Annotated in this window: 27 protein-coding genes; 21 read left to right on the forward strand and 6 right to left on the reverse strand. The window is 64.5% G+C overall.

The window, feature by feature from the left end; genetic code table 11:
- The first annotated feature begins 82 nt into the window (after positions 1-82).
- From fba to DT070_RS08045, 3 genes are all read left to right on the forward strand, one after another.
- The gene (fba, locus tag DT070_RS08035) at positions 83-1,147 is read left to right on the forward strand and encodes a class II fructose-bisphosphate aldolase (protein WP_122954924.1); all 1,065 of its coding nucleotides are present in this window, start codon (positions 83-85) and stop codon (positions 1,145-1,147) included.
- A 105-nt stretch (positions 1,148-1,252) separates the two neighbouring features.
- Positions 1,253-2,161: a phosphoribosylaminoimidazolesuccinocarboxamide synthase gene (locus DT070_RS08040; RefSeq protein ID WP_122954925.1), complete on the forward strand. Its 909-nt coding sequence runs from the start codon at positions 1,253-1,255 to the stop codon at positions 2,159-2,161.
- Between the two features lie 33 nt (positions 2,162-2,194).
- Positions 2,195-2,581 carry a hypothetical protein gene (locus DT070_RS08045; protein WP_122954926.1) on the forward strand — a complete coding sequence of 129 codons (387 nt, stop codon included), beginning with the start codon at positions 2,195-2,197 and terminating at the stop codon, positions 2,579-2,581.
- 28 nt (positions 2,582-2,609) lie between these two features.
- Here DT070_RS08045 and trxA read toward each other — a convergent pair whose 3' ends face one another.
- Positions 2,610-3,509: a thioredoxin gene (gene trxA / locus DT070_RS08050; RefSeq protein ID WP_122954927.1), complete on the reverse strand. Its 900-nt coding sequence runs from the start codon at positions 3,507-3,509 to the stop codon at positions 2,610-2,612.
- Positions 3,510-3,676: 167 nt separating this feature from the next.
- On the opposite strand from trxA, the gene purE reads away from it, so the two are divergent.
- From purE to DT070_RS08075, 5 genes are read left to right on the forward strand one after another with little or no spacing between them, the layout of a single operon-like run.
- A complete protein-coding gene (gene purE / locus DT070_RS08055) occupies positions 3,677-4,186 on the forward strand; it encodes a 5-(carboxyamino)imidazole ribonucleotide mutase (protein ID WP_122954928.1) in 510 nt (169 codons plus the stop codon).
- On the forward strand, positions 4,183-5,433 hold the full coding sequence (locus DT070_RS08060; protein WP_122954929.1) for a 5-(carboxyamino)imidazole ribonucleotide synthase: 1,251 nt from the start codon (positions 4,183-4,185) through the stop codon (positions 5,431-5,433). The genes purE and DT070_RS08060 overlap by 4 nt, the downstream gene beginning before the upstream one ends.
- Positions 5,433-6,428: an L-threonylcarbamoyladenylate synthase gene (locus DT070_RS08065; RefSeq protein WP_122954930.1), complete on the forward strand. Its 996-nt coding sequence runs from the start codon at positions 5,433-5,435 to the stop codon at positions 6,426-6,428. Before DT070_RS08060 ends, DT070_RS08065 begins: the two co-directional genes overlap by 1 nt.
- Before the next feature lie 21 nt (positions 6,429-6,449).
- Positions 6,450-6,746 carry a hypothetical protein gene (locus DT070_RS08070; protein WP_122954931.1) on the forward strand — a complete coding sequence of 99 codons (297 nt, stop codon included), beginning with the start codon at positions 6,450-6,452 and terminating at the stop codon, positions 6,744-6,746.
- A gap of 52 nt (positions 6,747-6,798) precedes the next feature.
- A complete protein-coding gene (locus DT070_RS08075; RefSeq protein ID WP_122954932.1) occupies positions 6,799-7,422 on the forward strand; it encodes a LysE family translocator in 624 nt (207 codons plus the stop codon).
- Positions 7,423-7,559: 137 nt separating this feature from the next.
- On the opposite strand, the gene dacB is transcribed toward DT070_RS08075, so the two are convergent.
- A complete protein-coding gene (dacB, locus tag DT070_RS08080) occupies positions 7,560-9,065 on the reverse strand; it encodes a D-alanyl-D-alanine carboxypeptidase/D-alanyl-D-alanine-endopeptidase (RefSeq protein WP_122954933.1) in 1,506 nt (501 codons plus the stop codon).
- 173 nt (positions 9,066-9,238) lie between these two features.
- Between dacB and tsaB the strand changes: the two genes are divergently transcribed.
- From tsaB to DT070_RS08095, 3 genes are read left to right on the forward strand one after another with little or no spacing between them, the layout of a single operon-like run.
- A complete protein-coding gene (gene tsaB, locus DT070_RS08085; protein WP_194965945.1) occupies positions 9,239-10,000 on the forward strand; it encodes a tRNA (adenosine(37)-N6)-threonylcarbamoyltransferase complex dimerization subunit type 1 TsaB in 762 nt (253 codons plus the stop codon).
- Positions 9,997-10,476, forward strand: a complete 480-nt coding sequence (gene rimI, locus DT070_RS08090; RefSeq protein ID WP_122954934.1) for a ribosomal protein S18-alanine N-acetyltransferase — start codon at positions 9,997-9,999, stop codon at positions 10,474-10,476. The genes tsaB and rimI overlap by 4 nt, the downstream gene beginning before the upstream one ends.
- 10 nt (positions 10,477-10,486) lie before the next feature.
- Complete coding sequence (locus DT070_RS08095) at positions 10,487-11,278, forward strand: uracil-DNA glycosylase family protein (protein WP_122954935.1); 792 nt, start codon at positions 10,487-10,489, stop codon at positions 11,276-11,278.
- Positions 11,279-11,286: 8 nt separating this feature from the next.
- Here DT070_RS08095 and DT070_RS08100 read toward each other — a convergent pair whose 3' ends face one another.
- Complete coding sequence (locus DT070_RS08100) at positions 11,287-12,177, reverse strand: DMT family transporter (RefSeq protein ID WP_122954936.1); 891 nt, start codon at positions 12,175-12,177, stop codon at positions 11,287-11,289.
- An 83-nt stretch (positions 12,178-12,260) separates the two neighbouring features.
- On the opposite strand from DT070_RS08100, the gene pyrF reads away from it, so the two are divergent.
- Positions 12,261-13,100 carry an orotidine-5'-phosphate decarboxylase gene (gene pyrF / locus DT070_RS08105; RefSeq protein WP_194965944.1) on the forward strand — a complete coding sequence of 280 codons (840 nt, stop codon included), beginning with the start codon at positions 12,261-12,263 and terminating at the stop codon, positions 13,098-13,100.
- Between the two features lie 6 nt (positions 13,101-13,106).
- Here pyrF and corA read toward each other — a convergent pair whose 3' ends face one another.
- Complete coding sequence (corA, locus tag DT070_RS08110; RefSeq protein ID WP_122954937.1) at positions 13,107-14,093, reverse strand: magnesium/cobalt transporter CorA; 987 nt, start codon at positions 14,091-14,093, stop codon at positions 13,107-13,109.
- Between the two features lie 264 nt (positions 14,094-14,357).
- On the reverse strand, positions 14,358-15,572 hold the full coding sequence (locus DT070_RS08115; RefSeq protein ID WP_122954938.1) for a patatin-like phospholipase family protein: 1,215 nt from the start codon (positions 15,570-15,572) through the stop codon (positions 14,358-14,360).
- 382 nt (positions 15,573-15,954) lie between these two features.
- Between DT070_RS08115 and hpf the strand changes: the two genes are divergently transcribed.
- From hpf to hprK, 3 genes are all read left to right on the forward strand, one after another.
- Complete coding sequence (gene hpf, locus DT070_RS08120; RefSeq protein WP_092132342.1) at positions 15,955-16,284, forward strand: ribosome hibernation-promoting factor, HPF/YfiA family; 330 nt, start codon at positions 15,955-15,957, stop codon at positions 16,282-16,284.
- 204 nt (positions 16,285-16,488) lie between these two features.
- Positions 16,489-16,962, forward strand: a complete 474-nt coding sequence (locus DT070_RS08125; protein ID WP_122954939.1) for a PTS sugar transporter subunit IIA — start codon at positions 16,489-16,491, stop codon at positions 16,960-16,962.
- 13 nt (positions 16,963-16,975) lie between these two features.
- Positions 16,976-17,926, forward strand: a complete 951-nt coding sequence (hprK, locus tag DT070_RS08130) for an HPr(Ser) kinase/phosphatase (protein WP_122954940.1) — start codon at positions 16,976-16,978, stop codon at positions 17,924-17,926.
- Between the two features lie 204 nt (positions 17,927-18,130).
- Here the strand turns inward: hprK and fur are convergent, their stop codons facing one another.
- Complete coding sequence (gene fur, locus DT070_RS08135; RefSeq protein ID WP_122954941.1) at positions 18,131-18,583, reverse strand: ferric iron uptake transcriptional regulator; 453 nt, start codon at positions 18,581-18,583, stop codon at positions 18,131-18,133.
- Between the two features lie 156 nt (positions 18,584-18,739).
- Between fur and DT070_RS08140 the strand changes: the two genes are divergently transcribed.
- From DT070_RS08140 to lptE, 6 genes are all read left to right on the forward strand, one after another.
- Entirely contained in the window at positions 18,740-19,312 is a 573-nt protein-coding gene (locus DT070_RS08140; protein WP_122957319.1) for an outer membrane protein assembly factor BamE, read from the forward strand.
- Entirely contained in the window at positions 19,309-20,160 is an 852-nt protein-coding gene (gene dapB, locus DT070_RS08145; protein WP_122954942.1) for a 4-hydroxy-tetrahydrodipicolinate reductase, read from the forward strand. The genes DT070_RS08140 and dapB overlap by 4 nt, the downstream gene beginning before the upstream one ends.
- A 40-nt stretch (positions 20,161-20,200) precedes the next feature.
- A complete protein-coding gene (locus DT070_RS08150; RefSeq protein WP_228778543.1) occupies positions 20,201-20,950 on the forward strand; it encodes a MotA/TolQ/ExbB proton channel family protein in 750 nt (249 codons plus the stop codon).
- The gene (locus DT070_RS08160; protein ID WP_122954943.1) at positions 20,950-21,396 is read left to right on the forward strand and encodes a biopolymer transporter ExbD; all 447 of its coding nucleotides are present in this window, start codon (positions 20,950-20,952) and stop codon (positions 21,394-21,396) included. Before DT070_RS08150 ends, DT070_RS08160 begins: the two co-directional genes overlap by 1 nt.
- A gap of 161 nt (positions 21,397-21,557) precedes the next feature.
- Positions 21,558-24,200, forward strand: coding sequence for a leucine--tRNA ligase (gene leuS, locus DT070_RS08165; protein ID WP_122957320.1), 2,643 nt, complete (start codon positions 21,558-21,560; stop codon positions 24,198-24,200).
- A gap of 31 nt (positions 24,201-24,231) precedes the next feature.
- A complete protein-coding gene (gene lptE / locus DT070_RS08170; protein WP_122954944.1) occupies positions 24,232-24,735 on the forward strand; it encodes an LPS assembly lipoprotein LptE in 504 nt (167 codons plus the stop codon).
- Positions 24,736-24,792: the final 57 nt, after the last annotated feature.

Raw genomic sequence — 24,792 nt, forward strand, 5'->3', positions numbered from 1 at the left:
TGCAACCCTCGCGTTGCACGGCCTTCCGCCCTGTAACCCGCCTTCTTCTGGCAGCGTTTTTTAACTTTCTGGGGATCTGATCATGGCACTCGTATCGATGCGCGAGCTGCTGGACCATGCAGCAGTCAACGGCTACGGCATTCCGGCTTTTAACGTCAACAACCTCGAGCAGGTGCAAGCCGTGATGGAAGCGGCCAGGGAAACCGGCGCGCCCGTCATCCTGCAGGCCAGCGCAGGCGCCCGCAAATACGCCGGTGAGCCCTTCATCAAGCACCTGATCGAAGCGGCCATCGAGATGTACCCCAACATCCCCCTGGTCATGCACCAGGACCACGGCCAGAACCCGGCCGTTTGCCAGGGCGCCATCGACCTCGGTTTCTCGTCCGTGATGATGGACGGCTCGCTCGAAGCCGACGGCAAGACCATCGCCAGCTATGAATACAACGTTGACGTGACGAAAAAAGTCTCGCAACTGGCCCACAAATACGGCGTCACCGTGGAAGGCGAACTCGGCTGCCTCGGTTCGCTGGAGACCATGAAGGGCGACAAGGAAGACGGCCACGGCACCGACGCCACCATGACGCGCGAGCAGCTGCTGACCGACCCCGAGCAGGCGGCGGACTTCGTCAAGCGCACCCAGATTGACGCGCTGGCGATCGCCATCGGCACCAGTCACGGCGCCTACAAGTTCACCCGCAAGCCCACCGGCGACATCCTGGCGATCGACCGCATCAAGGAAATCCACAAACGCATCCCCAGCACCCACCTGGTGATGCACGGCTCGTCTTCGGTGCCGCAGGAAATGCTGGCCATCATCCGCCAGTACGGCGGCCAGATGAAGGAAACCTATGGCGTGCCTGTTGAGGAAATCCAGGAAGCCATCAAGCACGGCGTGCGCAAGATCAACATCGACACCGACATCCGCCTGGCCATGACCGGCGCGGTGCGCAAGTTCCTCGCTGAAAACCCCGAGAAATTCGACGCCCGTGAGTGGCTCAAGCCCGCCCGCGAAGCCGCCAAGGCCCTGTGCAAGCAGCGCTACATCGAATTCGGCTGCGAAGGCCAGGGCGCCAAGATCAAGGGCGACACCCTGCAGGTCGTGGCCGCCAAGTACGCCAAGGGCGAACTCGCTCAAGTGGTGCACTGAAAATTCCCGCCTTCCGCCCGCGCGGATTGGCGATAATTCAAAGCCCGTGGACTCTCGAGTCGCGCGGGCTTTTTCTTTGATTCCCCTCCGTTTACGCCGCCCACCATGACCCAAGCACTCCACACCTCTGCCCTGACCTCCCTGCCCCTGCTGGCGCGCGGCAAGGTGCGCGACAACTACGCCGTGGGCAAAGACAAACTGCTGATGGTGGCCAGCGACCGCCTGAGCGCGTTCGACGTCATCCTGGGCGAGCCGATCCCCGGCAAGGGCGCGCTGCTCACACAGATGGCGCTGTTCTGGTTCGACAAACTCGGTCACATCTGCCCCAACCACCTGACGGGCGAAGCGCCTGAAAGCGTCGTCACCCCGGCCGAAGTGCCGCAGGTCGTGAACCGCTCCATGCTGGTCAAACGCCTGAAGCCGATTCCCGTCGAGGCCGTGGTGCGCGGCTACCTGGCCGGCAGCGGCTGGAAGGAATACCAGGACAGCCAGGCCGTGTGCGGCGTGCCCCTGCCCCCAGGCCTGAAGAATGCCGGCAAGCTGCCCGAGCCCATCTTCACGCCGGCCGCCAAGGCCGAAGCCGGCGAGCACGACGAAAACATCAGCTACGAGCAGGTGGTGAAGGTCGTCGGCCCTGAGCTCGCCGCGCAGATCAAAAAGATCAGCATCGAGATCTACAGCACCGCCGCCGCCTTCGCGCTCACCAAGGGCATCATCATTGCCGACACCAAGTTCGAGTTCGGCCTGGACGAAGACGGCACGCTCACGCTGATGGACGAAGTGCTGACGCCCGATTCGTCGCGCTACTGGCCGATTGAAGGCTACGAGGCCGCTTATGCCGCCGGCCAGAACCCGCCCAGCTACGACAAGCAGTTTGTGCGCGACTGGCTCGAAGCCGTGCGTATCAACGGCAAGCCCTGGGACAAAACGCCGCCTGCACCGCGGCTGCCTGCCGATGTTGTCGAGAAAACGGCCGCTAAGTACCAGGAAGCCTTGACGCGCTTGAAAGGTTGAACTGCCGCTACGCTCAGCGAAACACGGCTATCCATGCTTGAGTTCATCGCCGAGATCCTTGTCGAGGGCGTGCTCACTCTTTTCTCGGAATTATTCAACCTCGGGTTGCGCAAATCATTGCGCACACGCCCAGATGCGGATCCGCTGGGAGACCTTCTGGTGGGGGCGGCGCTCGGGTTTGCGCTGGGACTCGCCAGCGTCTATTTCATTCCCCTGTTGGCCCTGCGTGAACCGGTTCTTCAATGGCTCAACGCTTTGCTCAGCCCGCTGCTGGCCGCGCTGTTGATTCTGCTGTGGAGAAGAAACCGTCTTCAGGACGTTGCGGCCGGGACAGCGCCACAGTCAGGGCGCGCCATTGTGTTTCAGGCCTTTGTAGTGGGCATGTCGTTTAACCTCAGCCGCCTTTTGTTTGGGCACTAAACCCCGGCAAGCCGACCCTGGCGACGCCTCAACTCAATACGACACTGCTTAGGCGCCGGCGGTACGTCGCCACGACGGGGTCTTCCGGCGGAATCTGCCCATCCGCCACCTTGGGTTTGGGCGCTTCCATGATGTCGAGCACGGCGATGTAGGTCTTGCGTGCCAGGTCTTCGCTCCAGGCCTTGTCGCGCATCAAAATCTCCAGCAACTCGTCGAGGGCTTCTGTCCAGCGCTGTTGCACCATCAGCCAGCGGGCCTTGCCAAAGCGCGCGTCAAAGTCCCGTTTGTTGGCCGCAATTTTTGCATCAAATTGGCCTGCAGCCGAATCGCCACCTGCACTTGTAGCTACAAAATCAATAGCATCCATCCAGCGCTTGAGCGAGTCAAAACGCCGCACCACGGTGGTTTGGGCGATGACCGGCGCAAACGCCACCTTGGCGTCGTCTTCGCGGCCCAGTTGCAACAGCAGCTTCACGTAGTCAAAGCGCGCGTTGTCGTCGGCCGGGTTGGCGGCAACAGCGTGCTGCAGCTTTTCGAGCACGGCGTCCGGGTCGGTGGGCTCTTCTTCGAGCGTCAGCTCGGGCTCTTGCGCCAACGCATCCGCCGGCGGCAGGTGTTTGTCGAGGAACTCCTTGACCTTGCCTTCGGGCAGGGCGCCGGCAAAGCCGTCCACCGGCTGGCCGTTCACCATCAGGATGCAGGTCGGGATGCTGCGGATGCCGAAGGCGGCGCCCAGTTGCTGCTCCTGGTCGGAGTCGATCTTGACCAGCTTGAAGCGGCCGGCGTATTCGACTTCGACCTTTTCAAGAATCGGGCCCAGCGACTTGCAGGGGCCGCACCAGGGCGCCCAGAAGTCGATCAGCACGGGCGTGGTCATGGAAGCCGTAACGACTTCGGCTTCGAAATTGGCAATGGTGACGTCGATCATGGTCTTGCAGAGTTGGGGTGTCGGGGGCGGGTTTCAACCCGCGTGGCGCGGCGTGGCGCCCGGGAGGAAGGAGCGTAGCACGCAGGACAAGGCCTCGCCGGTGGCCTGCCCTTAAAATCAGAGGTTACGGGCAAGCAGCCTGCAACCCCGGCCTTGAAGGTCCCCGCATGACAACAAGCAACAATTCGGCAAACCCCCTGATAGGCGTGGTGATGGGCTCCAGCAGCGACTGGGAGACCATGCAGCACGCCGTGCAGATCCTCATGCAGTTCGGCGTGGCGCACGAGGCCCGCGTCGTGTCGGCCCACCGCATGCCTGATGAGCTGTTTGCCTATGCCGAAGGCGCCTCCGGCCGCGGCCTGCAGGCCATCATCGCCGGCGCCGGCGGCGCGGCCCACCTGCCCGGCATGCTGGCCGCCAAAACCGCCGTGCCGGTGCTGGGTGTGCCCGTGGCCAGCAAACACCTGCAAGGCGTCGATTCATTGCACAGCATCGTGCAAATGCCCAAGGGCATTCCCGTTGCCACCTTTGCCATCGGCAACGCCGGCGCGGCCAATGCGGCGCTGTTTGCTGTCGCCATGCTGGCCCTGCACGACAAGGCGCTGGCCGCCCAGCTGCAGGCTTTCCGCGCCGAGCAAACCGCTGCCGCCCACGCCATGACACTGCCTCCCGCATGAGCCTTCCAAGCCTTCCCCCGGGCCTTCCTGTTTTTCCCGGCACCGTTTGCGCTTCCGGCCAGCCCGCCACGCTGGGCGTGATGGGTGGTGGCCAGCTGGGCCGCATGTTTGTGCACGCCGCGCAGCGCCTGGGTTACTTCACCGCGGTGCTGGACCCGGACGCGCAAAGCCCGGCGGGCCTGGTCAGCCACCACCATATCCAGACTGGCTACGACGACGAAAAGGGGCTCAAACAGCTCGCATCGCTCTGCGCCGCCGTCACCACCGAATTTGAGAATGTGCCTGCCGGTGCGCTGAAAACGCTGGCCACCAGCCTGCCCGTGGCACCCGGCGCCGCCGCGGTGGGCATCGCCCAAAACCGCATCGAAGAAAAATCGCACTTCACCGCCAGCGCCGCCGAGTCGGGCGTCTTGGCCGGCGTGACTTGCGCGCCTTATGCCGTGATCGAAACGGCAGAACAGCTGAACGCCGTGCCGGCCAACTTGCTGCCCGGCATCCTCAAAACCGCGCGCATGGGTTACGACGGCAAAGGCCAGGTGCGCGTCAAAAATGCGGCTGAACTCGCAGCCGCCTGGGCCGATCTGAAAAAGGTCCCCTGCGTGCTCGAAAAAATGCTGCCACTCAAAGCCGAGTGCTCCGTTATCGTGGCACGCGGCTGGAACGGCGACATCGTCAGCTTTGCGCCGCAACTGAATGTGCATGTGGACGGCATCCTCGCGGTGACCGAGGCTTATGAGGGAAATATGCCTGCAGCCCTTGCGCAGCGTGCGCAGGCAGCTACAAAAACCATAGCAAACCATGTCGGCTACGTCGGCGTGCTGTGCGTCGAGTTTTTCCTGGTGGACGACGGCAGCGCTGACGGCGCGCTCATCGTCAACGAGATGGCGCCCCGCCCGCACAACAGCGGCCACTACACCATGGACGCCTGCGACGTCTCGCAGTTTGACCTGCAGGTGCACGCCATGGCGGGCCTGCCGCTGCCGCAGCCGCGCCAGCATTCACCGGCCATCATGCTCAACCTGCTGGGCGATGTGTGGTTTGACGCGCAAGGCAATTCACGCACACCCGACTGGCAGGCCGTGCTGGCCCTGCCCGGCGCGCACCTGCATCTTTACGGCAAGACCGAAGCGCGCCCCGGGCGCAAGATGGGCCACCTCAACATCACCGGCGCCGACATCGCGGGCGTCAAAGCCACCGCGCGCAAGGCCGCTGCCATCCTGGGCCTGCCGGGCCTGGGCCATCTCTGATGATTCTTCGCGGCACCGACGCTGAAGCGATTCTTGAAGCCGCGCGCCGCATCCAGGCCGGCGGCCTCGTCGGCTTCCCGACCGAGACGGTGTATGGCCTGGGCGCCGATGCCTCGAGTGACACAGCCGTCGCCGGCATTTTTGAAGCCAAGGGCAGGCCGTCCGACCACCCGCTCATCGTGCATGTGGCCGACGCGGCGCATGTCGAGGCTTACGCCAGCAGCGTGCCGCCTTTTGCCGCGCGCCTGATGAAGGCCTTCTGGCCCGGGCCGCTCACCGTGATCCTGCCGCGCAAGCCGGGTGTAGCGGCGGCTGCTGCCGGTGGTCAGGATTCGATCGGCCTGCGCTGCCCTTCGCATCCCGTCGCGCTGGCTTTCCTGAAAGCGTGTGACACCGGCGTGGCCGGCCCCAGCGCCAACCGCTTCGGCCGCGTCAGCCCCACCACCGCGCAGCATGTGCAGCAGGAGTTCGGCGACAGCCTGCTGGTGCTCGACGGCGGGCCCTGCGATGTCGGCATCGAGTCCAGCATCGTCGATTGCACGCGCGGGCGGCCCGTGCTGCTGCGCCCGGGCATCCTCACGCGTGCGCAGCTCGAAGCGGCCTGCGGTGAAGCTGTGCTGGGCAAAGACGAATTCGAGCAAGGCGACGCAGACCTGGGCGACGCACCGCGCGCCTCCGGCACGCTGGAGGCGCACTACGCGCCCGACGCCAAGGTGCGCCTGATGGACGCTGGGCCGATTCAAACCGCGCTCGATTTGCTCGGCGCCGACGCCGCCCACATCGCGGTCTATGCCCGCAGCATCGTGCGTATCAAGTCCGAAAAAGTCCTGTACCGCCGCATGCCCGACGATGCCCTCGCCACCGCGCAGCAACTCTTTGCCGTGCTGCGTGATTTCGATGCCAAAGGCGTCAAGCTGATCTGGATTGAAAACCCGCCGCCGGCTGCCGAATGGGACGGCGTGCGCGACCGGCTGGGGCGCGCTGCCGCCAGTTGAGGCGCGGGGAAAGAGAGGGTTATGTTTGACGAAAAAACCGTATTCGTACTCATTGTTCTTGCGGTCGTCTTTGTTGTGATGATGTGGCGCGAACGCCGTAGCGACCGGTGGAACGCCGGCGGGTGTTGCTACCAATGCGGCAAGGCACTGGGGTTTGATTTCAAAACGGTCACGCGAAGGTACAAAGGCGGGTCGACCAAGACGGTGGATTTCTGCGCGAGATGTGCGCGTCATCGAAAAGCCTGGGGTTGGCTCGTCCTTGGCATGGTGATCCTTTTTGTGGCGCTGATGGCGTATCACCTGAGCCACGCAGGCTGAGCTTTATGGGCATACTGGCGGCAACCATCACCCATCCGTAAAGGGCGCTTTCATGCTCTCCATCCTCCTCACCATCTGGTTTCTCCACGTCGCGGCCATGATGAGCCCCGGCGCCAATGTGTTGCTGGTCTCGCAGCTTGCCGCCAGCGACCGCGCGCGCAGCGCGGTGTTTGCGGCGCTGGGTGTCACGGTGGGCGCGGCCATCTGGGCCTTGTGCGCGGTGCTGGGTGTCAATGCCGTGTTCCAGATCTTTCCGGGGCTGCGCCTGGCGCTGCAGGTGGCCGGCGGCCTGTACCTGCTGTATGTGGCCAGCCGGCTGTGGCGCTCGGGCGGCCTGGCGCTGGGTGAGGGCGGGCCGTCGGTGTCATCGGCCGCCGCGTTCCGCCTGGGTTTCCTCACCAACATCACCAACCCGAAATCGGCGCTCTTTTTCGGCAGCGTGTTTGCCGCTTCGTTTCCGGCGTCGCCCAGCCCGGTGTTGCAAGTTGCCGCGGTGGTCATGATTGTGGCCAACGCGCTGTGCTGGCACACGCTGCTGGCGTATTTGTTCTCGCGCGAGCGTGTGCGGCTCGCATATGCCCGCACGCGCGGCACGGCGGACCGCATCGCGTCGGTGGCCGTGGGTGCATTGGGCTTGGGCCTGCTGGCGGCTTCTTTGCGCGAAGCACGCTCCTAGAACTGCCGGTTGCCTAAATTTGAGGCATTGTGGCGCAGGCCGCGTCAAATGGCGTTTTCACCCGCAAGCCGCGTGGTCATCAACAGCTTTGTCCACACCCGGCAGGGATAACTCAGCGCTTTGGCGGTAGCGTCAGGCTATCGGGCCGCCTCTTTTACCGTCCATTCCAGCAACGCATCCAGCGCCGGGCGGGCGGCGCCGGCGTTCGGGTGATTGATCAGGCCCACCACGATGTAGCGCGTGCCGCTGTTGCCGTTGGCATAACCCGCAATCGCCGTCACGTCGCGCAGCGAGCCGGTCTTCAAAAAAGCCTGCCCCGCCACGCCCTTGCCGCGCTCGCGCAGCGTGCCGTCCACGCCGGCGATGGGCAGTGAATCAGCCAGGTCGGCGGCCAGCGGGCTTTTGGCGGCGTGCAGCAGCAGCGCGCCCAGGCCGGCTGCCGTTACACGCTCATTGCGGCTCAGGCCCGAACCGTTGTCCATCAGGGGTTGCGCTGTGCCCGGCAGGTTCTTCTTCCACCAGGCGGCCAGCGCGGCGTGGGCCGAATCGAGCGTGCCGGCTTTGGGCTGGCCCAGGTTTGCGTGCAGGCCCAACGTCAGGAAGAGGTGCTGCGCCATCACGTTGTTCGAATATTTGTTGACGTCGCGCACCACCTCCAGCAGCGTCGGCGACTGGTGCTCAAACCGGATCGCAGCTTTTTCGCCCGAGATCGTGCCGGTGCTGCGCAGCGTGGCCAGCTCCTGCGGCGTGGCGTCGCGCGCCGTGCCGGTCAGCAAGCCGCCCAGCTGCCGCCAGGAGCCCTCAATCGCGCGCGCGGCAAAGCTGGACGGGTCGGGGTAGGCGCTGGGCCAGACTTTTTCGCCGCAGGCCGATGAGTAGGTGCCCAGGAATTCGATGTTGACCGGGTTCTCGACGCTGGCGCGCAGCTCGCTGCGCCAGTCGCCGCAGCGGCCCACACGCACCATGGGCACACTCGCGCCCACTTGTACACCGGCCAGCGGCGGCTCGTAGCGCACCAGCGCGCGGTTGCTGGCCATGTCCGGCGTGAAGGTCATCACGATGGACTTGAAGTTGATGAGCAGCGCGTCGGGCCGCGCGTTGTACGGCCGCAGCGGCTCGCCGTCGAACTCGCCCGGGTCGGTGGGCGGCACGCTGAAGGCGCTGCGGTCCAGCACGATGTCGCCGCGAATCACGCGCGCACCGCCGGCCTGCACCTGGGCCAGCAGGGCCTGCAGGCGCTCAACCACCAGCTTCGGGTCGCCGCCGCCTTGCACCACCAGGTTGCCGTTGAGCAGCCCGCCCGAGGTGCTGCCGTCCAGGATCACCTTCGTTTTCCAGGTGAAGTCGCGGCCCAGCGCATCGAGCGCCGAGTAGGTGGTCACCAGCTTCATGACGGAGGCCGGGTTCATCGGCGTGTCGATGCGCCAGCTCAGGCGCGGCACCGGCTTGCCGGTGGCGGCTTCCACCACCAGCATGGAGACCGCGTCGCGCGGCACCTTGGCGCGCGCCAGGGCTTTTTCAATCGGGGCCGGCAGGCGCGGGGCTTGCGCCAGGGCGGTGACAGAGGAAAGGGCCAGCACGGCGGCCAGCACGCTCAGCGCAACAGGGTGCGGCGTGCGTGGGCGCTGCGGGTCTTGGGTCATGGGTCGATTATCGCGGCAGGCCGTCAGACGGCTTTGACCCCGGCTGGGCCCGAAGAGGCGTTGGCGCGGATAATCAAGGCCTTCCCCGCAGGATGCCTTCCTGGCGGATGTGCAGGTTGCTATTAATTTAGTAGCTAAATGTGCATAACCTACAAGGGCTGGAGCCCGATTTAATGCCTAAACCCCTGAAATTTCTCGCCTTTGACACCAGCACCGACCGCATGTCGGTCGCGGTGACCGACGGCGTGCGCACCTGGCAGCACAGCGGCCCCGGTGGCGCGCAGGCCTCGACCACGCTGATCCCGGCCGTGCTGGCGCTGCTGGCGGAGGCGGGGCTGGCGCTGGGCGAGCTCGATGCGATTGCCTTCGGCCGCGGCCCGGGCTCGTTCACCGGGCTGCGCACCGCCTGCGCCGTGGCGCAGGGCCTGGCGCTGGGCGCCAACCATGGCGCGGGCGTTCCCGTGCTGCCGATTGACACGCTGATGGCGGTGGCCGAAGAGGCGCGGTTCCAGCGCGACGGCGACTCGCAGCCAGCGCTGCGGGTGACGGCGCTGCTGGACGCCCGCATGGACGAGATGTATGTGCAGGGTTTTGACTTCAGCGGTGGGCAGTGCCGCGCGCTGGGCGAATGTGAGCTGGTGCGGCCTGAAGCGTGCACGCCCGATGCGGCCACCGGCCTGCTCGCGGGCAATGTGTTTGCGGTGTACGCCGGGCGCTTGCCGGCCGGGCTTGCAGATTTTGCGCAGGCCGAGGCCTTGCCCACGGCCACCGCCTTGCTGCGCCTGGCGCCCCAACTGGCCGCCGCCGGCCAGTGCGTGAGCGCCGACCTCGCCCTGCCGCTCTACGTTCGGGATAAAGTAGCGCTCACAACCGAAGAGCGTGAGCAGGTTAAAGCTGCCAAGCTCCTCGCCGAGGCCCCACCCCTTTCCCCATGAACGCCATCCTCAAGCCCCTCGAAGCCCAGTTCGAAGCCATGACACCCGCATGGCTGGGCGAGGTGGTGCGCGTGGAACAAACCGCCTACGACCATCCGTGGACGCAAGGCAACTTCACCGACTCCATCAATGCCGGCTACCACGCGCAGCTGCTCACGGCGGGCAACGCGCCCAACGCCGTGCTGCTCGGCTACTTTGTGGCCATGAAGGGTGTGGACGAAGTGCACCTGCTCAACATCACCGTGGCGCCTGAGCACCAACGCCAGGGCTGGGCCCGCGTCATGCTGGACGGCCTGGCCCTGTGGGCGCGCGGGCAGGGCGCGCAGTGGCTGTGGCTGGAAGTGCGCGTGAGCAATGCGCGCGCCAAGGCCGTGTATGAGGCCTACGGCTTTCGCCATGTCGGCACGCGCCGCAACTACTACCCCAATGGCTCTGCTGCGCGCGAAGACGCCGTAGTCATGAGCCTGGCGCTGTGAGGCCCGCACGATGAGCCTCGTCCTCGACAAACGCCATCGCGCCATGCTGCGCGAGATGGGCGTGCGGGTGTGGCAGCCTGCGCCTGACGTTGTACCTGCTATCGATTCAGGAGCGGGTGGTGCAAGCACAGCGAGGGCTGCAGCTGATTTTGTGCATGAAACAAAGCCTGTTGCACCTGCCGCAGCTTCTCCTGCACGTGAAGCCATTCCCGCGCGCACCGCGCCCGCGCGTGCTCCCGTGGCCCCCGCAGCCGCCGCACCGCAAGCCCCCGCGCGTGAAGCCGCTGCAACCGGCACGTGGAGCATGGGCGAAGCCCAGGCGCTGTACGCCGACGTCGCCCACGGCGAAGGCTCACGCTGGCTGGTGCTGGCCGAAACGCCGGCCGCCGCGCTGCAACGCGGGCCCTTCAATCCATTCGAAGGCGAGGCCGGCAAGCTGCTCGACAACATGCTGCGCGCCGCGCGATTGAACAAGGCCGGTGTGGTGTTGCTGGCGCCGCTGGCCCGGGGCGCGGCAGCAGGCGCCGGCACCGGCACCGGCCTGCCCGAGGCTTTGCCCGCGCTGGTGGCCGCTGCACGGCCCGACGTGGTGCTGGTGATGGGCCGCCTGGCCGCGCAAGCCCTGCTGCAGTCCAGCGAACCCTTCGGCAAGCTGCGCGGCCAGGTGCACGGCCTGCATGGCGCCAAAACCGTGTTGACCTACGACGCTACTTATCTGCTGCGTAATGCGGCCGACAAAGCCAAGGCCTGGGATGATTTGTGCCTGGCGATGAGCCTGGTTACCACGCCTGGCTCGGCCTGATTTTTCTTTCAGGTTTTTTCAGAAGCGTTGCGGCTCGGCGCCAACACCGAGGCAATCGCCACCACCATCAACACCACCGCCGCCCAGTCCTGCCAGTGCAGCACTTCGCCCAGGCCGAGCGCGCCTGAGAACACGCCCAGGATGGGAATCATCATCACGCTCAGCGTCGAGGCCACCGGCGGCAGCGCGCGCGCCAGCGTGAACCAGGCCGCGTGTGCAAAGCCGAAGATCAGCACGGCGTTGTAGAGAATCGCGCCCCAGGTGATGGCTGAAGGCGCTTTCCACTGCGGCATCTCAAAGGCGATGCCCAGCACGCTCAGCAACACGGCCGTCATCACCGTCATCCAGAAAGAGAGCGTCAGCGTCGCTGCGGCGATCGTGGTCTTGCGCAGCATCTGCGTGCCCAGCGCCCACACGGCCGCCGCCACCAGCGCGCACAACACGCCCAGCGGCCTTCCCGAAAGATTCGTCAGCTCATACCAGAGCAGCAGCGCCACACCCACAGCGGCAGCCGCCACACCCAGCCAGTTGCGGGCTTTCAGCTTCGCGCCAAAAAACCAGGCACCCAGCAGCGCCGAAAAAATCGGCATCGTGTAGCCCAGGATGGCCGCACGCCCGCTGCTCAGATTTTTCACCGCCAGGATGATGAGTGCATGCCAGACAAACATGTTCGCCGCCGCCAGCCAGAAGAGTTCGCGCCACTTGTCCCGCGGCACAAAAAACGGCACCTTCAGCACCACCATCGCCAGCCCCAGCACCGGAATGCCCAGCCAGATCGAGATCGCCCGGAACGTCAGCGGCGGAAAGTCCGCAATGCCGATCTTCATCACCGGCCAGTTCAGGCCCCAGACCAGTGTGAGCAGAACGAGCAGGACGAGTTGGCGTTGCGACAATTGCATAGGGAGGATAGATCGATGGTTTGCGTGGATTGTCCCGGTTTGAGACTAAACCTGCTGAAGAGCCACCTTCTTACAATAGGACTATGAACTTCTTAGACATGCTGGGCGCCGCAGAACGCCAGAACAAATCCATGCTCTGCGTCGGCCTGGACCCGGAACCGGCCAAATTTCCCGGCAAGCTCAAGGGCGACGCCAACAAGATCTACGATTTTTGCGCCGCGATTGTCGACGCCACCGCCGACCTGGTGATTTCTTTCAAGCCGCAGATCGCTTACTTCGCCGCCCACCGCGCCGAAGGACAGCTCGAACGCCTGATGGAACACATGCGCCGTGTCGCGCCGCAAGTGCCCATCATCCTGGACGCCAAACGCGGCGACATCGGCTCCACCGCCGAGCAGTACGCCAAAGAGGCTTTTGAGCGCTACGGTGCCGACGCGGTGACACTTTCGCCTTTTATGGGCTTCGACTCTGTCGCGCCGTATTTGCAATATGAAGGCAAGGGCGCATTTTTGCTGTGCCGCACCTCCAACCCCGGCGGCGACGACTTGCAGAACCAGCGCTTCGCCTCGATCGAAGGCCAGCCGCTGCTGTACGAACACGTGGCACGCCTGGCCCAAGGGCCATGGAACCTCAACGGCCAGCTCGGCCTGGTGGTAGGCGCGACTTACCCGGCAGAAATCGAACGTGTGCGCACGGTGGCCCCTACCTTGCCTTTGCTGATCCCCGGTGTGGGCGCGCAGGGCGGTGATGCAGTGGCGACCGTCAAGGCCGGCTGGCGCGAAGGCGCGCCCATCATCGTGAACTCGTCGCGCGCGATTTTGTACGCGTCTTCGGGTGATGATTTTGCCGAGGCTGCGCGGCGTGAGGCGATCCGGACGCGGAATGTGCTGGAGGCGGCCCGGGGTGAGGCGCTGAAGCGCTAACTTCGGCTACTTCAGCCAGCCGCGTTTGCGGAAGTACCACATCGGCACCACTGCGCTGGCCACCATCAGCGCAATCGCATACGGATAGCCCAGCGCCCAATCAAGCTCGGGCATGAGCTTGAAGTTCATGCCGTAGACGCTGGCAATCAACGTGGGCGGCAGCAGCGCGACGCTGGCCACCGAGAAGATCTTGATGATCTTGTTCTGGTTGATGTTGATGAAACCGACCGTGGCGTCCATCAGGAAGTTGATCTTGTCGAACAGGAAAGCCGTGTGCGAATCGAGCGAGTCGATGTCGCGCAGAATCTGCCGCGCTTCCTCGAACTGCTCGGCGTTGAGCATCTTGCTGCGCATCATGAAGCTGACGGCGCGGCGCGTGTCCATCATGTTTCGGCGGATGCGGCCGTTCAAGTCTTCGTGGCGGGCGATGGCGCCCAGCACTTCACCGGCCAGCGCGTCGGTCACGTCGCCCGACAGCACCTGGGCGCTGACTTTTTCAAGCTCGACATAAATGCCTTCGAGCGTGTCGGCGGAATACTCCGCATCGGCGTCGAACAGCTTGAGCAGCACTTCCTTGGCGTCCTCGATCAGCCCGGGCGCACGGCGCGCGCGCATGCGCAGCAGCCTGAACACCGGCACATCCTCGTCGTGGATGGAAAACAGCACGCCCTTGCTTTTGAGGTCGTCGTTGACCAGGTTCAGGATGAAAGCGACGCGCACCGTGCGCGGCTCGGCGTCGTCGGCGATCAGGAAGTCGGAGCGGATGTGCAGCTCGCCGTTGTCTTCTTCGTAAAAGCGCGCGGACTCTTCAATGTCCTCGTCCATCGCGTCTTCGGGAATGGACAGGCCGTAATACTGCTTGATCCAGCGTTTTTCTTCGAGGGTGGGAGATTCCAGGTCGACCCAGATGGGCTGGAATTTCGAGAGTTCTTCCAGGGATTCGATTTCTTCCTGGAAAAGCCGGCCGTTGGCGAGCGTGAAAATATTGAGCATGACTGACTGCCTATCGGTTCAGGGGGCTTGGCGCAAAGCATGCGCGAGCCTTGCGCGAAAGCGCGGTAAATCGCGATAAATCGCGATAAAGGGCGGTGGGATGATGGCATCGCTTTCAACCCCCTTTTGAACGTGGGCCTTGCGGGGCCGCTCGCCAGTCTGCGGTGTTGAAAGCTAGCGACTAGGGCTGCTTTCCAAGGATGTCTCCGTTATTGAATCAGCGGCGATTATGGCATTTCAGGCCATGTTTATCTACCGCGCGGCCTACGTAAAGAAGGCGATGAGTTCGTCCTTGCGGGCATAGGCATCGTGCTCGCCCAGCGCCATGAGCGCCTTCACAAATCCGGGCTCGAACAACAGGTAGCTGGCCAGCGCGGCGCCGCCGGGGCTGCCCTTGGCGCCAAGTGCGCCCAGGCCCGCCAGCGCGTTGTAGGTGCCGGCCGGCAGCTCGGTGGCATGGGCCTGCGCGAGCGCGTCCAGCGACTGCGACGGTGCGATCGCCAGGATGTCCACCGGACGGTAAGGCATGACCGCGGCGATCTCGCGCGGCATCTGGCGCACGGTCTTGCTCACGCGCTGCGCCTGCTCCACGTCGGCCTGCAGGGTGTCCTGAAAAACGCTGGCCATGGCATGGCCGGCAATCGCGCCCAGCGTGGGCCGGCCGCTGACACTGGCGCCGTTGCCGCCGGCAAAGCTGGCGCGCTCGGGCTGGCCGACGCCGATCACCAATACCTTGCCGGCGCCCAGGTGCAGAGCGGGCGAGAGCGGCGAGCTCTGGCGCATGGATCCATCGCCGAAAAATTCCGGATGCCCATCTACCCAGAGCGGCGTGGACGGAAACAAAAAAGGAATGGCGCTGGAGGCCATCAGATGTTCGATGGTGATGGGCTGGAACTCGGCGCGCCGGCCCGGCCGGCTCCACAGGTCCGACTGCCGGCTCGCGGCCATCTGGCAGAACGTCCAGTGCACACCGCTGCTGTAGCTGGAGGCGGTGACGGCCAGGGCGCGCAGGGTTTTGTCCTGCAGGGCCTGCTCGATGCGGCCGAGCGAAATCGCGCGGTGCAGCGTGTCCACCAGTGGCGTGTTGTCCAGAAGCGCCTGCTGCGCGCGCACCTGTTGCGACAGGAAAAGCGCGGCCGCGATCCGGCTGGAGCGTATCCACCGCGGCACCTTGAGCTTGTAGACCTGCGACGAACGCAGCGTGGTCCAGAAGCTGGCCAGTTGCGCAAAGGCCTGCAGGCCCTCGCTCGCCCGGCTTGCAAGGAAGGCCGCATTGAGCGCGCCGGCCGACGTGCCCACCAGTATCTTGAACGGAAAGCGTGTGGTGGCCGCACCGCCCTGCAGGCTGAGCATGGTGGAAAGCGCGTGAAGCACGCCCGCCTGGTAGGCGGTGCGCGCGCCGCCGCCCATGAGCACCAGCGCGTTGCAGTCTTCGTCGGGCCGGGTCAATGCGGAGGAAATAATCGTCTCAAGCGACATGGCGGGTTGTTGTGATTCTTCTGGCCTCTGCGGACATGGCGCTTTCGGGCTTGCCGGGTCGGTGATGGTGCAAGCATGATGCCGCCGGCGTGGGTTTCGTGCAAGCCCGCAGGCTGGAGTGCGCACCGTGCATCACAAAAAACCAAGGGAAATCAAAGGCTTGCCGCTGCCTGCCGCACCGGGCACTTGACCGGGTTTGCGCGGGACGGCGCAGGGTCAAGGAGTTTTTCATAAGGTTTCACTATTTATTGCGGCGCAAGGTTGCAATTGCAGGGTATCGGGCGCATAGTGAATCCAAGAGAGTGTCCCCGTCTGCTGCCCCGCCCGCTTGGGCCCGGCGGCGTTTTCAACCCAGCTCCAACTTTGGAAAAGGAGTCTCTTTATGAACTTGACGATCAGCGGTCACCATCTTGAAGTTACCCCCGCGCTGCGCGGCTATGTGACAAGCAAGCTGGATCGGATTACCCGGCACTTTGACCAGGTAGTGGATGTAAAAGTCCTGTTGACAGTGGACAACATGAAAGAAAAGGAAAGACGCCAGCGGGCTGAGTGCAATGTGCATGTCAAGGGCCGCGACCTGTTTGCCGAGAGTTCCCACGCTGATCTGTATGCCGCCGTAGACGAGTTGACCGACAAGCTGGATCGCCAGGTCGGACGTTACAAAACCAAAACCCAGGATCACCACCACATTGCCGCCAAGCGCCAGGCCTGACCGGCCACTCGGCTTTCTGCTTCGCACCCCACACTGGCCGGCCGGAAATCCCGCTCCGGGCCATTGCGCCCCCTGGGTTGAGGGTTGCCGGGCAGGCGCCAGAAAAGTTGGCAAAAGCCGCTTGTGACGTCAAGCGGCTTTTTTATGCCTCTTTTTCCGGCAAACCCGCTGCAAAGTGCATAATTCGGCGACTCAAAGATTGTTATGAACCGTCTTTCGCAAATTTTGCCCCCCTCCCAAGTGCTGGTCAGTGTTGAAGCGACCAGCAAAAAACGCGCTTTTGAAGAAGCCGGCCTGCTGTTTGAAAACCAGCATGGTTTGAACCGCGCGTTGATCACCGACAGCCTGTTCGCCCGCGAACGCCTGGGCTCCACAGGCCTGGGCCACGGCGTGGCGATTCCGCACGGCCGCATCAAGGGCCTCAAAGCCCCGATGGCGGCGGTTTTCCTGCTGCAGGCGCCCATCGGCTTTGATGCACCGGACGAGCAGGCCGTGGCCTTGCTGATCTTTTTGCTGGTGCCTGAAGCCGCCACGCAAAAACACCTCGAAATCCTCTCCGAGATCGCCGAACTGCTCAGCGACAGCACCCTGCGCGAGCAACTCAAGACCAGCACCGACGCCGCTGGACTGCACAACCTGATCGCTTCCTGGCACTCCGTCCACGAAGTCAGCTCTTGAGTTCGCGGCCGGCATGAAGCCCACCGTTGTCAGCGCCGACGTTTTATTTGAAGACCACCGCGCCGCCCTGAAATGGGAATGGATCGCCGGCCTGGGTGCTTCCGAAAGGCGCTTTGACGAAGTTGCCGTGCGGGCCGCCCGCTCCGGTGCCGACCTGGTCGGTTACCTCAACTACATCCATCCCTACCGCGTGCAGATCCTGGGTGAGCGCGAAGTCGCCTACCTGACCAACGCCAGCCCCGAGGACTGCGCCCGCCGCATCTCGCGCATCATCACGCTGGAGCCGCCGGTGCTGATCGTGGCCGACGGCCAGGTGGCGCCCGACACGCTGCTGTCGATGTGCGAACGCGCACAGTTGCCGATGTTCTCCACGCCCGAATCGGCCGCCTTCGTCATTGACGTGCTGCGGGCCTACCTGTCCAAGCATTTTGCCGACCGCACCTCGATGCACGGCGTGTTCATGGACATCCTGGGCCTGGGCGTGATGATCACCGGCGAGTCGGGCCTGGGCAAAAGCGAGCTGGGGCTGGAGCTGATTTCACGCGGGCACGGCCTGGTGGCCGACGACGCGGTGGATCTTTACCGCATCAACCAGACCACCATCGAAGGGCGCTGCCCGGAGCTGCTGCAAAACCTGCTGGAGGTGCGCGGCATCGGCCTGCTCGACATCAAGGCGATTTTTGGCGAGACGGCGGTGCGCCGCAAGATGCGCCTGAAGATGATCGTGCACCTGGTGCGGCGCGAGACGCTGGAGCGCGACTACGAACGCATCCCCTACGAGCCGCTGACGCAGGACGTGCTGGGCATCCCGGTGCGCAAGGTCATCATCCAGGTGGAGGCCGGCCGCAACATCGCCGTGCTGGTCGAGGCCGCCGTGCGCAATGCGATCTTGCAGCTGCGCGGCATCAACACCTACCAGGAGTTCGTGGAACGGCATCGCAAGGCGATGGAACAAGACGACTAGAAGGTGCGAATAAACCTGCTGCGCGACCCGATCTTGCACCTGCGGTCCTCACCGTACGCATGTACGGCTCCGGTCCTCGATGCAACCTCGGACCGCTTGCTACGGTTTCTTCACGCCTTCTACGCCGTGAACGGGTAGTTGCTATCAAATTAATAGCTGTCGGTGCGCGAAAATAAAGGGCTGGAGGCCCTTTATGCTCAAAACTCAGTTGTGGTGATGCCGCACCGGTGTGCCGTTGCGGTTCGGGCATTTGTCTTTGGTGCAGTTGGCGTAGATTGACAGCGAATGGTCGGCGATGGTGAAGCCCTTGGATTTGGCGACCGACTGCTGGCGTTTTTCAATCTCGGCGTCGTAGAACTCCTCGACCTTGCCGCAATCCAGGCACACCAGGTGGTCGTGGTGCTGGCCTTCGTTGATCTCGTAGACGGCCTTGCCCGACTCGAAATTGCTGCGGTTGAGCAGGCCGGCCTGCTCGAACTGGGTCAGCACCCGGTACACCGTCGCCAGGCCGATATCCGAGCGCTCTTCCAGCAGCACGCGAAAGACATCTTCAGCCGTCATGTGGCGCTGTTTGCCCCCCTGGAAAATTTCCAGGATCTTCAGGCGAGGCAGCGTGGCCTTCAAACCCGTGTTTTTCAGCTCGTCAATGTTGCTCATGGGAAAACTCTCTGGGTAAACGGTGCAAGGCCGGTGCAGGGCCGGTGCGGGACCGGTGTAAAGCGGCGGTGCGGCCCTGCGGGGCAGGTGCCGGCCGGGGACCCCCAGCCGCTACAATGAACAATCATATCGCTACACCCCCTTACTATGTCAGCCATGCCTGCAAATCATCGTTACAGCGCCCAAACCGCTTTCCTGCTCGCGGCTTGCGCGTTGCTGGCCTCCTGCAGCAGCTTGCGGGGCATGAGTGACAGCGCGGCCAATCCGGTCAACTGGATCACCCCCTACAAGATCGACGTCATCCAGGGCAATTTTGTGTCGAAGGAGCAGGTCGAACAGCTGCGTCCCGGCATGAGCCGCGACCAGGTCAAGGCGACACTGGGCACCCCGCTGATGGCCAGCCTCTTCCATGCCGACCGCTGGGATTACGTTTTCACCCTGAAGCGTCAAGGTGTGGAGCCCCAGTCTTACAAATACACCGTGTTTTTCAAGGGCGACCAGCTCGAGCGGTTTTCGGGCGATGAAATGCCCAGCGAAATCGACTTCATCACCAAACTGGGCAACAAGCGCAAGCTGGGCGACGTGCCCGTGCTGCAAGCCACTGAAGAGCAGCTGACCAAGGCGGCCGGCAAACCCAAATCCGATACGGCGGCCGCCCCTGCGTCCGCCAGCACGCCGGCCGGCGCGCCGACCGCCTCCTACCCGCCACTCGAGAGCCCGAAGCAGTGAGCGGGGCGGGCACCCACCAGACTGCCCCAGCCACCCAGGCCCGCCACCACCGGGTCGCCGTGGCGGGCGCCAGCGGCCGCATGGGCCAGATGCTGATTGACGCAATCAGCGCCAGCCCCGACTGCCAGCTGACAGGCGCACTCGATATCGCCGCCAGCCCCTCCATCGGCCTTGACGCCGCCGCCTTCACGGGGCGCGCCAGCGGCGTCCTGATCAGCGCCGACATCCGCCAGGGCCTGAAAAATTCCGCCGTACTGATCGACTTCACCCGACCCGAAGGCACGCTGGCCCACCTGGCCGCCTGCCGCGAGCTGGGCGTCAAGCTGGTCATCGGCACCACCGGCTTTTCCGATGCGCAGAAGGCCGACATCGCGGCTGCCGCCAAAGACATCGCCATCGTCATGGCGCCCAACATGAGCGTGGGCGTCAACGTCACGCTCAAGCTGCTCGAGATGGCGGCGCAGGCCCTGTCCACTGGCTACGACATTGAAATCGTCGAAGCGCACCACCGCCACAAGGTCGATGCGCCTTCGGGCACCGCGCTCAAGATGGGCGAGGTGATTGCCCAGGCGCTGGGCCGCGACCTGAAGGACTGCGGCGTGTATGCCCGCGAGGGTGTGACGGGCGAGCGCGACCCGCTGTCCATCGGCTTTTCCGCCGTGCGCGGCGGCGATGTCGTTGGCGACCACACGGTCATGTTCCTGGGCACCGGCGAGCGCATCGAGATCAGCCACAAATCGTCGAGCCGCAGCAATTACGCCCAGGGCAGCCTGCGCGCAGCCCGTTTCCTGGACGCCCATGCCACCGGCCTTTTCGACATGTTTGACGTACTGGGCCTGAAAAAATGAACCCGGCGCAGGTCACGGCGGCTGCGCGGGACTGACCCTCATGGACTTCCTGAGCCTGATGACCCAGGGCGGCGCCGTCAGCGTGCTGGTGGCCTTGCTGCTGCTGGCCATGTCGGTGGCAAGCTGGGTCGTGATCCTCTGGAAAGCCTGGTTGCTGCACCGCGCCAGCGGCGACGTGGCCCGCAGCACCGCCGCTTTCTGGCAATCGGCCTCGGTGGAGCAGGCCCGCGAGAAAGTCGCCGCCTTCGACCGCGAAGCGCTGGTGCTGCCGCTGATTGCCGCCACAGACATACAAGCCGGCGGCACGCTGGCCTCGGCCGGCGACAAATCCCAGCAACTCACCCGCGTCCTGCGCGACGCCCTGCACCGTGTCCTGAACAAGCTGCAGTTCGGCCAGGTGCTGCTGGCCACCGTCGGCTCCACCGCGCCCTTTGTGGGCCTGCTGGGCACCGTCTGGGGCATTTACCACGCACTGGTCGGCATCGCTTCGGCGGGCCAGATCACCATCGACAAGGTCTCCGGCCCCGTCGGTGAGGCCCTCATCATGACGGCGGCCGGCCTGGCGGTGGCCATCCCCGCCGTGCTGGCGTACAACGTTTTCGGGCGCTACATCGGCCGCATCGAAGCCGACCTCGAAGGCTTTGCCCGCGATCTGCGCGAGCTGCTCGCATCCGCGGCCCCCACGCTTGTCGCTTCGCGTACTACGCTGCCCCCCGAGGGGGCTAATTTTCCTGGGGGCGGCCCGTCGGAAAATTCTCCGGCTGGTGACCGCTCACCGGTTTCCCTGTAATGGCTTTCGGACGTCTTGAACGCACCCAGGGCCCGCAGCCCATGAGCGACATCAACGTCACGCCGCTGGTCGACGTGATGCTGGTGCTGGTGGTGATTTTCATCATCACCGCGCCTTTGCTGGCCAGCACCATCCCGCTCAGCCTGCCCAAAACCGATGCCGCCCAGCCGGCCGACACGCCGAAGTTCGTCACCCTGGTGGTCGACAAAACCGGCCAGGCCTTCCTGAACGACCGGCCCCTCGGCCTTGACGAGCTGGCGCAGCGGCTGGCCGAAACCGCCCGCCAGAACCCCGAGACTGAAGTCCAGTTGCGGGCCGATGAAGGCGTGGCCTACGGCAAGGTGGTGCAGGTGATGGGCGTGGCGCAAAAGGCCGGCCTCAACCGCATCGGCTTTGTGGCCGACCCCGGGCCGGCTGCGGCGCCCGGCGCGGCGGTAACCCGCTAATCCGCCCGGCGCGCCCCAGCCCCTAAAATCGGGGATTCGCGGCGGCAAGGCCGTGCGGCCCGCGCTGCCAGCCTCTTCACCGCTTCCCGGCCCTTTTGGCCGCTTTCGATTTCCGCTTTTCCGTTCTTCGCTTTTCCAGTTTTTCGCCTTCCCGGTTCCCCATGCAAGACAAATACAACCACCTCGACGTTGAGCGCGACGCTCAAGCCCACTGGACCGCAGCCGACGCCTACCGCGTGACGGAAGACGCCAGCCGCAAGAAGTACTACGCCTGCTCGATGCTGCCCTACCCCAGCGGCAAGCTGCACATGGGCCATGTGCGCAACTACACCATCAACGACATGCTCACGCGCCACCTGCGCATGAAGGGCTACAACGTCCTGATGCCCATGGGCTGGGACGCCTTCGGCCTGCCGGCCGAAAACGCCGCGATGAAAAACGGCGTGCCGCCGGCGAAGTGGACCTACGACAACATCGCCTACATGAAAAAGCAGATGCAGGCGATGGGACTGGCCATCGACTGGAGCCGGGAAGTCGCCACCTGCGACGCGAGCTACTACAAGTGGAACCAGTGGCTCTTTTTGAAGATGCTGGAAAAAGGCATTGCCTACCGCAAGACGCAGGTCGTGAACTGGGACCCGGTCGACCAGACCGTGCTGGCCAATGAGCAGGTGATCGACGGCAAGGGCTGGCGCACCGGCGCCGTGGTGGAAAAGCGCGAGATCCCCGGCTACTACCTCAAGATCACCCAGTACGCCGACGAACTGCTCGACAGCGTCAGCAACAAGCTGCCCGGCTGGCCCGAGCGCGTCAAGCTGATGCAGGAAAACTGGATCGGCAAGAGCGAAGGCGTGCGCTTTGCCTTCACGCACGACATCGCGGATGCCGCCGGCAAGCTGATCGGCGACGGGAAGATGTATGTCTTCACCACGCGCGCCGACACCATCATGGGCGTGACCTTCTGCGCCGTGGCGCCCGAGCACCCGCTGGCGCAACACGCCGCCGCATCCAACCCCAAAATCGCCGCCTTTATCGAAGAAAGCAAAGCCGGCGGCACGACCGAAGCCGAACTCGCCACGCAAGAGAAAAAAGGCGTGCCCACGGGCCTCTTCGTCGCGCATCCGCTCACCGGCGACAAGGTCGAAGTCTGGGTCGGCAACTATGTGCTGATGAGCTACGGCGACGGCGCCGTGATGGGTGTGCCCGCGCATGACGAGCGCGACTTCGAGTTCGCCCAGAAATACAAGCTGCCGATCAAACAGGTGGTCGACGTCAAGGGCCAGGCCTACAGCCTCGCCGCCTGGGCCGACTGGTACGGCGACAAGCAGCAGGGCGTGACGATCAACTCCGGCAAGTACAACGGCCTGGGCTTCAAGGCCGCGGTCGACGCCGTCGCCGCCGACCTCGCCGCCAAAGGCCTGGGCGAGAAAAAAACCACCTGGCGCCTGCGCGATTGGGGCGTGAGCCGCCAGCGCTACTGGGGCACGCCGATCCCCATCATCCACTGCGAAGAGCACGGTGCCGTGCCGGTGCCTGAAAAAGACCTGCCCGTGGTGCTGCCGCAGGACTGCGTGCCCGACGGCTCTGGCAACCCGCTGCATAAACACGCGGGCTTTCACGCCGGCGTGGTCTGCCCCGTGTGCGGCAAACCCGGCCGCCGCGAGACCGACACCATGGACACCTTTGTCGACTCGTCCTGGTACTTCATGCGCTACTGCGACCCGAAGAACGACGAGAAGATGGTGGCCGAGGGCGCCAACTACTGGATGCCGATGGACCAGTACATCGGCGGCATCGAGCACGCCATCCTGCATTTGCTGTACGCGCGCTTCTGGACCAAGGTGATGCGCGACCTCGGCCTGGTGAAGGTCGACGAACCTTTCACCAAGCTGCTCACGCAGGGCATGGTGCTCAACGAGGCTTTCTCGCGCGTCACCACGGGCAAGCAGTACTTCTGGGCGCATGAGCTCGACATCGTGCGCGACGAGCACGCCAAGGTGATCTCGGCCACCGCCAAGGCCGACGGCCTGCCGGTGCCTTACGAGGGCTGGACGACGATGTCCAAGTCCAAGAACAACGGCGTCGACCCGCAGGACCTGATCGAAAAGTACGGCGCGGACACCGCGCGGCTCTACACCATGTTCACCGCGCCGCCCGACACCACACTCGAGTGGAACGACGCCGCGCTGGAAGGCTCGTACCGTTTCCTGCGCCGCGTCTGGAACTTCGGCGTCAAGCTTCATGCTATCAATTCAGGAGCTGAAGACCAAGGCGGTGCCTTGTCTGCAGCCTCTTTTGACAAAGAAACGAAAGCGCTGCGCCTGGAAATCCACACGGTGCTCAAGCAGATCGAGTACGACTATCAGCGCATGCAATACAACACCGTGGTGTCGGGCAACATGAAGCTGCTCAACGCGATGGAAGACTTTAAAGGCGCTGCGTCTGCCGGGGCCAACGCCGCCTTGCGCGAAGGCTTCAGCATCCTGCTGCGCTGCCTCTACCCGGCCACGCCGCACCTGGCGCACGCGCTGTGGTCGCAGCTGGGCTACGCGGCGCAGCACGGCGAGTTGCTCGACGCGCCCTGGCCCGAAGTCGATGCCGCCGCGCTGCAGCAGGACGAGATCGAACTCGTGCTGCAGATCAACGGCAAGCTGCGCGGCGCCGTCACGGTGCCGGCCGGCGCCGACAAGGCGGTGATTGAAGCGGCCGCGCTGGCGTCCGAGGCTTTCGTCAAGCAGGCCGCCGGCGCGCCCGCCAAAAAGGTGATCGTGGTGCCGGGCCGGCTGGTCAACATCGTGATCTGACAATCGCTTCACACAAGAGAAGGCAAGCCCCATGCAGCGTCGCGCATTCCTCTCCCTGTCGGCCACCGCCGCCGCCCTCAGCCTGGCCGGCTGCGGCTTTGCCCTGCGCAAGGCGCCCGACTTCGCCTTCACCAAGCTGTACACCAACATGTCCAGTTCGACGTTGGGCGTGGAGTTGCGGCGCTCGCTGCAGTCCACCGGCAAGGTGGAGGTGATCAACGATGCGCGCCGGCTCAACGAAGCGCAGGTGGTCCTCGACGTGCTGAGCGACCAGCGGGAGAAGGTTGTGCTCAGCACCAACGCCGCGGGCCAGGTGCGTGAATTCCAGCTGCGGCTGCGCTTCCGGTTCAAGCTGCGCACCCTGGCGGGCAAGGAGCTGATTCCCGACAGCGAAATCCTGCAGCAGCGCGACATCAGCTTTAACGAATCCGCCGTGCTGGCCAAGGAAGCGGAAGAAGCCCTGCTCTACCGCGACATGCAAAACGACATCGTCCAGCAGATCATGCGCCGGCTGGCGGCGGTGACGGAGCTCTAGGCCTGATCCCGGCCGCGGGCCGGATTATGAATAAAAAGTGGCTCTAGCCCAAGCGGG

Source organism: Polaromonas sp. SP1, assembly GCF_003711205.1.
Classification (GTDB): Bacteria; Pseudomonadota; Gammaproteobacteria; order Burkholderiales; family Burkholderiaceae_C; genus Polaromonas.